Here is a 7,919-nt window from a genome sequence, read left to right as displayed (position 1 = left end):
GCTCCGGTCATGGCCGTCAGCATGTCTTCCGGCAGCGCGACCACTACGGGGCCGGGCCGTCCGGTCAAAGCGGTGGTCCAGGCCCGCGCCACGATTTCGGGAAGACGATTGACGTCATCGATCTCGACCGCCCATTTTGCGACGGTTCCATACACCGCCCGGTAGTCTATTTCCTGGAAGGCTTCGCGGCCTTTCATGTCGGTGCCGACCTGGCCGACGAAGAGGATCATCGGCGAACTGTCCTGCATGGCGGTGTGCACGCCGATGCTGGCATTGGTCACGCCCGGGCCGCGCGTCACAAAGCTAATGCCCGGCGTGCCCGTCAGCTTGCCGTAGGCGGAAGCCATGAAAGCCGCACCGCCCTCATTGCGGCAGAGCACGTAGTCCAGCTTTCCACGCGTGTCGTGCAGCGCGTCGAGAACGGCGAGATAGCTTTCGCCGGGAACGCCGAAGCTCTTGGTCGCGCCAAGCGAGATCAGGCACTCGACAAGAAGGCGACCGCCATTGCGGACCATGCTTCGGCATCCTCTTACGCTGGTGGCAAGCAGACGGAGCCTGCCTTTCGAACTTATACCTGCACTCTGGCGGGCCGACGCGAAATCAAGAAATGCGATCCATTCGAAAGTTTTTCTTTATTCTGCAATTCGAACCAGGACACCGGGATTCATCGTGCCCTGCGGGTCGAACGCGCCCTTCAGCCGCGCCATGAGTTCCCGCTCCACAGAACTGCGATTCCGCTCGGCCATGGCGATCTTGGCGCGCCCAAGCCCATGTTCCGCCGCGAAGCTGCCCCCCATCTCGGTAGCGAGCGCAGCCAGCGCCTCGGCAAATTGTCCCGCCTTGCCGTCGAAATCGGCGCGGCCTTCCGGCGGCGACAGATTGTAGTGGATGTTGCCGTCGCCGAGATGCCCGAATGGGTTGATCCGCACGCCGGGCAGGATGTCGTCGCAAATCCCGGCGCCGGTCTCGATGAAGCGGGCGATGGCGCCCGGCGGCACCGAGATGTCGTGCTTCAACTGTTCGCCTTCCAGCCGCTGCCCCTCGGGTTGTTCCTCGCGCAGCCGCCAGAATTGCGCCCGCTGCGCGCCCGAATTGGCCAGCGCGCCATCCACGACCAGACCTTCCTCCATACCCCATTCCAGTGCCGAAGCGAGGATCTCGTCCAGCGGAACGCGCGCCGAACCTGACGCCAGTTCGACGAGCAGGTAGACGTCGCCTCGTGTTTCCAGCTGGTAGGCGAGATCAGGCAGATTTTTGAGCGCCAGCCTCAGGCCGACATCGGAGAAGAATTCGAGCCCGGCAAGGAACTCGCCGGCCTCGCCGCGCAGATAGGTGCCGAAGGAAACGGCCGCGGCGAAGTCGGACATTACCAGAAGCGCGCTCGCCTGTTGTTTTGGGGTGGGATAGAGCCTGAGGACAGCGCGCGTGACGATGCCGAGCGTGCCTTCGGCACCGCAGAACAGCTTGCGCAGCTGATAGCCGGCATTGTCCTTCTGCACCGCGCGAAGGCCGTCCCACATCGCGCCGTCCGGGGTCACGATTTCGAGGCCGAGCACGAGGTCCTGCATCATGCCATAGCGAAACGCCTGGCTGCCGCCGGCATTGGTGCCGATCAGGCCGCCGATCCTGGCGCTGCCTTCGGCGCCGAGATGCATCGGGAACATTAGGCCATGCGGCTCCAGCGCGTCGTGCAACGCGGCGAGCACAACACCCGCGTCAACCGCAATCGACCCGCTCTCCGGATCCGGTTCGCCTATTCCCGTCATGCGCGAAAGCGAGACGATGATCGCGTCCGCCCGATCGGCGACGGCGCCGCCGCACAGGCCGGTGTTTCCGCCTTGCGGAATCACGGCCACGCCGCCCACCCGGCATGCCTTGACCACTGCGGCAACTTCGGCCGTGTTCGCGGGTCTGGCAACGCCCAAAGGCGCGACGCCATAGCGGTTCAGCCAGTCGCGCTGATAAGGCTCGGCGTCGGTGCCCGAAAGCCAGCCTTTCGGTCCGAGAATCTCGCGCAAAGCGGTGACGGCGTCAGTCATTGCGATACCTGCGATGTGTGGCACGTCCGCGTATAGACAGCAGCTGGCTCTGGCTCAATGACCCAGCACCTGCGACAGGAATTGCCGGGTGCGCTCGTTTCGGCAAGAGGTGAAGAACTGCTCCGGCGGCGCCTCCTCGACGATCTCGCCGCGGTCCATGAAAATGACGCGGTCGGCGACGCGGCGCGCGAAGCCCATCTCGTGCGTGACACAGATCATCGTCATGCCTTCCGAAGCAAGGCTCACCATGACGTCCAGCACTTCGGCGATCATTTCCGGGTCGAGCGCCGACGTCGGCTCATCGAACAGCATGAGCTGCGGCTGCATGCAAAGGGCGCGCGCAATCGCCACACGCTGCTGCTGGCCGCCGGAGAGCTGTCCGGGAAACTTCATCGCCTGCTCGGGAATGCGGACCTTCTCCAAATAGTGCCGGGCGGTCGCCTCGGCCTCGGCGCGCGGTCGCTTGCGCACGATCATCGGTGCGATCATGCAGTTCTCCAGCACGGTCATGTGCGGGAACAGGTTGAAGTGCTGGAACACCATGCCGACTTCGCGCCTGATCCCGTCAATGTTGCCGACATCGTCGTTGAGGTCGGTGCCGAGCACGGTGATGCGCCCGCCATTGTGCTGCTCGAGCCGATTGATGCAGCGGATCATGGTCGACTTGCCGGAGCCCGAGGGGCCGCAGACGACGATCTTTTCTCCGCGCTTCACGGAAAGGTTTATGTTCCGCAGCGCGTGGAAAGAGCCGTAGTATTTGTCCAGGTTCTGGATATGAACCGCGGCGCCGGATGACTGCATCGAATTCACTTTGTGCGCCTCCCTACCGTTCGCCGACCGACATGCGGCGCTCGAGGAAAGCACCGTAGCGGGACAGGCTGAAAACGAAGACGAAATAGATCAACGCAATGAAGGCATAGACCTCGACATAGGCGAAGCGCCATTCGCCGGTGCCGTAGGCGGCATTGCCGGAGGCGAGGATCTCGAAGAAACCGACGATAACCACCAGCGAGGTTTCCTTGAACGAGATGACGAACTGGTTGATCGTCGCCGGCAGCGCGTTGCGCATGGCCTGCGGCAGGAGGATGCGGCCGATGCGCTGCCAGTAGCTCATGCCGAGCGCCATGGCGGCTTCCTCCTGGCCCTTCGGAACGCCCTGTATGCCGCCGCGCACGATCTCGGCCTGATAGGCCGAGAAGAACAGGGCCGAGCCGAGAATGACCCTATACAGCTTGTCGCCTGCCATCCACTGCGGCAGCGCGAAGGGCAGCACGACGGCAAAGGTGAAGAGAATAGAGATCAGCGGCAGCGAGCGCACTCCGTCGATGATCAGGCCGGTGGTCCTGGATATCCAGGGCAGCTCCGAGCGGCGCAAGAGAGCCAGGCAGATCGCCAGCGGGAAGCCGATCAGGCAGGTGGTGACGAAGATGAAAAGGGTGAGCGCCAGCCCGCCCCAGGCTTCCTCGCCGACATAGGGCAGGCCGAGCACGCCGCCTTTCATCAGCACATAGTAGAGCGCCGTTCCAGCGCCCCAGACGAGCGCGATGCGGCTGCCGGTCCAAAAGGCCGGAATGCAGCTCAGCACGGTAATGACCACGACGGCCACACAGGCCAAGGCCGAGCGCCATTGCTCCTCGAAGGGATAGAGGCCGAAAAGGATGATGCGCCACCTGGCGGCAATGACCGACCAGCAGGCTCCTGCCGCCGCCTGGCAGGCCTCGGGCCCGCCGCTGGTGGTGAACACCGCTGAGAACACCGCCCAGTTCAGCAGCTTCCAGAGAACGAAAGCCATGATCGTCAGGGATATCAGCGACAACAGCGCCTGCAGCGGCGTGGCGAAGAAACGGCGCCTCACGTCTTCGAGCTTGCCAGGGGCAGGGGGAGCGACAATTACCATCTCCATCACTCACCCCCTCAACTGATTGCCCTTGAGGGCAATGGTTTTGTTGATGCGGTTGAACACGGCGGCCAGGCTGAGATTGATCGCCAGGAACCCTGCCATCAGGATACCGATCGCTTCCAGCGTCTGGCCGGAGTGGTTGATGGTCAGCGCCACGATCATGAAGAAGTCGGTGAAGCCCACCGCAATGCCCATGGTCGTCGCCTTCATCAGCCAGACATACTGGTTCGCGAGGATCGGCAGCATGGCACGCAGCGCCAGCGGCAGCCGCACCAGCGTGAACACGCGCCAGGGGCTCAGCCCCAGCGAAAGGGCGGCCTCCATCTGGCCCTTCCCGACGGCCTTGAAGCCGCCACGCACGATTTCGGCGATATAGGAGCCGCCATAGATGGCGATGGCGATGGCCAAAGCGGAAAATTCGGGAGGGATGCGCAGGCCACCCTTGAGATTGAGACCTTGCAGGGCAGGGAAGTCGAGCAGCGGCAGGTCCGGCAGGCGGCCCAGCGCAAGGACAATGACTGCGCTGGCCAGTGCCGTCGCGGCCGCGGTCAGTTGAATGCCGAGCCGCTCGCCGGGCGGTTGGCTGAGGCGCGTGGTCCGGCCCAGCCAAACCGGCAGCGCGATCGCGGCGATTACAGCAAGGAAAGCTGCCGCAAACGCGACGCCGCCGACATTGGGGACCGGGACATAGAGGCCGCGGCTGGTCAGCAGCATGCCGAAGGCCTCGTGCGCGGCGCGTGGCGTCGGCAGATGCGTAATGACGGCGTACCAGAAGAAGACCTGGAGGATCAGCGGGATGTTGCGGAAAATGTCGACATAGGTGCGGCCAAGCAGCCGCGCCAGCTCGTTCGAGGAGGTCCGCGCCAGGCCGACAATGGTGCCGACGATCGTCGCCAGGATCAGCCCGGTGCATCCCAGGAATAGCGTGTTGATGACGCCGATGAGGAAGAACCACCAGTAGGGGTCGTTGGCGGTGGCGGGCAGCAGCGAGAAGTTGACATCCCAGCCCGTCGACTTGAACAGGAAGTCGAAGCCGGACGTGATGCCTTGCTGCGCCAGGTTCCGCCGGGCGATCATCACGCAGGCAAGGATCATCGCAGCAAGCGAGCCGACATAAAGAACCTGTAAAAGCGTATTGCGGACCCTCTGATTTCTTAGCAGGCTGACCATCATGGTCGTCCCCGAATTGTCGCCGGCTCCGCCTGGCGGTGCCAGGCGGAGCTCAGAGCGAGCTGCGTTGAGAGGTGGAGTCAGTCGATCACCAGCGGGAACAGGACGCCGCCATTGTTCCACAGGTTGGTCAGCTCGCGATCCATCTTGTAGGGCGACTCCTTGCCGAGATCGCGATCGAAGATCTCGCCGTAATTGCCGACCTTCTTGATCACGTTGTAGGCCCAGTCGTCAGGAAGTCCGAGACCCTTGCCCATGCCTGGCGCGGCACCCAGGAACTTGGCAACTGCCGGCGACGTGGGCTTGGCTTTGATCTCATCGACATTTTTGGACGTGATGCCTTCCTGCTCGGCGAAGAGCAGGGCGGAGAGCGTCCAGTTGGCGACGTCGACCCAGTTGTCGTCGCCTTGCCGCACGATCATGACCTCGGGTTCGACGGCGAGCACGTCGGGCAGGATCACGTGGTCGTCGACCTTGCCCTTGGCGACACGCGCGATTGCGAGAACTGGCCCCCACTGGGCATACATGTCGCAGCGCCCCGAGAAGTATGCTTGCTCGAGCTCTTCCGTCTTTTCGATGACGACAGGCTCCAGCTTGATCCCGACCTTCTGCGCATAGGCCGCGACCTGCTGCTCGATGGTCGTCCCCGCGGGGATGCAGATCGAGCCGCCATCGGCGTCCTTGAGCGACTTCAGATTGAGCTCCTTATGCGCCATCACCTTGGTCGTTCCGAGGTAATAGGACATCGAGAATTGCAGGCCGAGCTCGGTATCTCGGCTGAGCGTGCCGCCCGACGCCTTGATGATGATGTCGACGTCCCCCGACTGCAGCAACGGCCAGCGCTGCGCCCAGCTGATCGGGACGATCTTCAGCTTGGCCGGGTCGCCGAACACGGCGGTCGCCACCGCCTTGCAGAGGTCGATGTCCATGCCCTTCCAGTTGCCCTTGTCGTCTACCTCGGCGAAGCCGAGATAGGAGCCGTCATGGCCCGTGCAGTTGAGCAAGCCGCGCGCCTTCACCGTTTCCAGCGTCTTGCCGCCCGCCGCCTCGGCAGGCGCCGCAAAATGAACCAGGCCAAGGGCCATGGCTGCGGCCCCCCATTTCATCATTTTCATGTTTGTTGTCTCCACTGTTGAGGTTCACTTGTTCTTGTTGTTGGAGGCCCGAAACACGCGCTTCGGCCCTCGGTCGCGAAGCCGCTCCTAATCGGAGAGCGGTGTCGGTTTCGGCAGAGAAAGCTTGAGGTCGCTGCCCCAATCCTGCTGGACGAGCCAGCGATGCAGGGCGGCCACCGCCTTCACGCGCAGATGCCCGCGCGGCATGACGAGGTAGAAGCCGGGGACTTCTTCCGGCTTCATGTCCGAGAGGGCGTCACGGCCAAGTGGCGCGACCAGCGCGCCCGACCTGAAGTCCTCCTCGGCATCGATGATGGAAACCAGGCCGACACCGATGCCTTGGAGCGTCGCACGGCGCATGGTGGCGGCGTCATCGAACCCGATGCTGCGGTCGCCCTCAGCGAGTTCCACTCCGAGGTGCCGCAATATGTCGGGCCACAGCCGCTTCGACTTGACGGTGTCGAGCAGCGTGAACCGCGTCAGGTCCTGCGCCGACTTGATCTTCTCGCCGATCGCCGGGGTGCAGCATATGATCTTCGGGTCCGGCACCAGCAGCGTGGTCTCGTAGTCCGGCCAGTTGCCATAGCCCCACTGCACCGTCATATCGATGTCGTCACGCCCGAAATCGGGCAGGTCGACCATCGTCGTCAGGCGCAGATCAGCGCCCGGCAGGATCTCGCGGAACAATGAAAGCCTGGGCAGCAGATAGTGTGTTGCGAAGTAGGGGCTCGCATTAAGATTGATGCGGTCCCGGTAGTTCGATTTGGTGACGCGGCGAACGCCTTCGGAAAATTCGTCGAAGCCGGCTTTGACATAGTGCGAGAGCAAGATCGCCGACTCAGTCAGTTCGATCGAGCGCCCCTTGCGCTCGAACAGCGTCACCTGCAGCGTGTCTTCCAGGAGCTTGATCTGCTGACCGACGGCTTGCGGCGTCACCAGGAGCTCGTCGGCGGCCTGCCGGAAGCTCTTGTGCTGTGCGACGGCGTGGAAGACGCGAAGCGCATTGAGCGAAGGAAGGCGAAGCTTGCCGGTCATCGTGAGGTCCGCCTCCTTTCGTTCGAGACTCCGTTGATCATGCACTGCTGGATTTCAGACGCCGCCGGCTTATGAAAACCGATTCAGGCGTAGATGTAACCGCCTGAGACGATTACGTTTTCACCGGTCATATAGGTGTTCTTCGGGCCGCCGGTCATGAGCACCCACTCGGCGACCTCGGTCGGCTCGGCGCCGCGGCCGAGCGGGCTTGCCTTGGCCAATTCCTCGAGAAAACCGAGCGCCTTGGCCTTCTCGGTGGCCATGCCGGCGGGCGCGACGGAATTCACCAAAATCCCGTCCTTGGCGACGTGATGGGCAAAGGAGCGCGTGAGGCTGACGACGGCGGCCTTGGTCGCCGCATAATGGGCGTTCTGCGGATGCGCCTTGAAGGCGTCGACGGAAGTGAGGTTTACGATCCTTCCACGCACATGCGCTTTTGGCTCTTGCGACTGCATGTGGCGAACGGCCGCCACCATCATGTGGTACGTGCCCTTGATGTTGATGCCGTTGGAGGCGTCCCACTCGGCGTCGGTGATCTCGAGGAGCGGACGCCGAGGATAGATCGCGGCGCAATTGATCAGCGTGTCGACGCGCCCCAGCTTCGCGACAATGGCGTCGAAGGCGGCGTGACACTGCGGTCCGACCTGGATGTCGCAAGCT

The 7,919-nt window shown here is 63.2% G+C and carries 8 protein-coding genes; all 8 read right to left on the bottom strand.

Annotation, left to right across the window (positions count from 1 at the left end):
* A partial coding sequence (locus EOA60_RS11050) for a thiamine pyrophosphate-binding protein (protein WP_245502543.1) occupies positions 1 to 515 on the bottom strand: 515 nt, incomplete at its 3' end.
* Between the two features lie 117 nt (positions 516 to 632).
* Entirely contained in the window at positions 633 to 2,039 is a 1,407-nt protein-coding gene (locus EOA60_RS11045; protein WP_095824999.1) for an FAD-binding oxidoreductase, read from the bottom strand.
* Between the two features lie 54 nt (positions 2,040 to 2,093).
* Positions 2,094 to 2,840 carry an amino acid ABC transporter ATP-binding protein gene (locus EOA60_RS11040; protein ID WP_095824998.1) on the bottom strand — a complete coding sequence of 249 codons (747 nt, stop codon included), beginning with the start codon at positions 2,838 to 2,840 and terminating at the stop codon, positions 2,094 to 2,096.
* Between the two features lie 22 nt (positions 2,841 to 2,862).
* Positions 2,863 to 3,942 (bottom strand): amino acid ABC transporter permease, encoded by a 1,080-nt coding sequence (locus tag EOA60_RS11035; protein ID WP_095824997.1) that lies wholly within the window; start codon positions 3,940 to 3,942, stop codon positions 2,863 to 2,865.
* Between the two features lie 3 nt (positions 3,943 to 3,945).
* Positions 3,946 to 5,112, bottom strand: a complete 1,167-nt coding sequence (locus EOA60_RS11030) for an ABC transporter permease subunit (protein ID WP_245322400.1) — start codon at positions 5,110 to 5,112, stop codon at positions 3,946 to 3,948.
* 77 nt (positions 5,113 to 5,189) lie between these two features.
* Positions 5,190 to 6,224, bottom strand: a complete 1,035-nt coding sequence (locus EOA60_RS11025) for an amino acid ABC transporter substrate-binding protein (RefSeq protein ID WP_095825036.1) — start codon at positions 6,222 to 6,224, stop codon at positions 5,190 to 5,192.
* 87 nt (positions 6,225 to 6,311) lie between these two features.
* Positions 6,312 to 7,259, bottom strand: a complete 948-nt coding sequence (locus EOA60_RS11020) for a LysR substrate-binding domain-containing protein (RefSeq protein ID WP_067328785.1) — start codon at positions 7,257 to 7,259, stop codon at positions 6,312 to 6,314.
* A gap of 83 nt (positions 7,260 to 7,342) precedes the next feature.
* Positions 7,343 to 7,919: SDR family oxidoreductase (locus tag EOA60_RS11015; protein ID WP_206628121.1), on the bottom strand; the 577-nt coding region annotated here is incomplete at its 5' end.

Source organism: Mesorhizobium sp. M1A.F.Ca.IN.020.06.1.1 (genome assembly GCF_004023265.1).
Lineage (GTDB): Bacteria > Pseudomonadota > Alphaproteobacteria > Rhizobiales > Rhizobiaceae > Mesorhizobium.
The sequence above is the reverse complement of the archived record's forward strand: the minus strand, read 5'-3'. Positions and strand labels throughout refer to the sequence as shown.

Excerpts from the sequence above, each read along its gene's own strand:
- EOA60_RS11035 (WP_095824997.1), bottom strand. The coding sequence starts at position 3,942 with ATGGAGATGGTAATTGTCGCTCCCCCTGCCCCTGGCAAGCTCGAAGAC.
- EOA60_RS11045 (WP_095824999.1), bottom strand. The coding sequence starts at position 2,039 with ATGACTGACGCCGTCACCGCTTTGCGCGAGATTCTCGGACCGAAAGGC.
- EOA60_RS11030 (WP_245322400.1), bottom strand. The coding sequence starts at position 5,112 with ATGATGGTCAGCCTGCTAAGAAATCAGAGGGTCCGCAATACGCTTTTA.
- EOA60_RS11020 (WP_067328785.1), bottom strand. The coding sequence starts at position 7,259 with ATGACCGGCAAGCTTCGCCTTCCTTCGCTCAATGCGCTTCGCGTCTTC.
- EOA60_RS11040 (WP_095824998.1), bottom strand. The coding sequence starts at position 2,840 with ATGCAGTCATCCGGCGCCGCGGTTCATATCCAGAACCTGGACAAATAC.
- EOA60_RS11025 (WP_095825036.1), bottom strand. The coding sequence starts at position 6,224 with ATGAAAATGATGAAATGGGGGGCCGCAGCCATGGCCCTTGGCCTGGTT.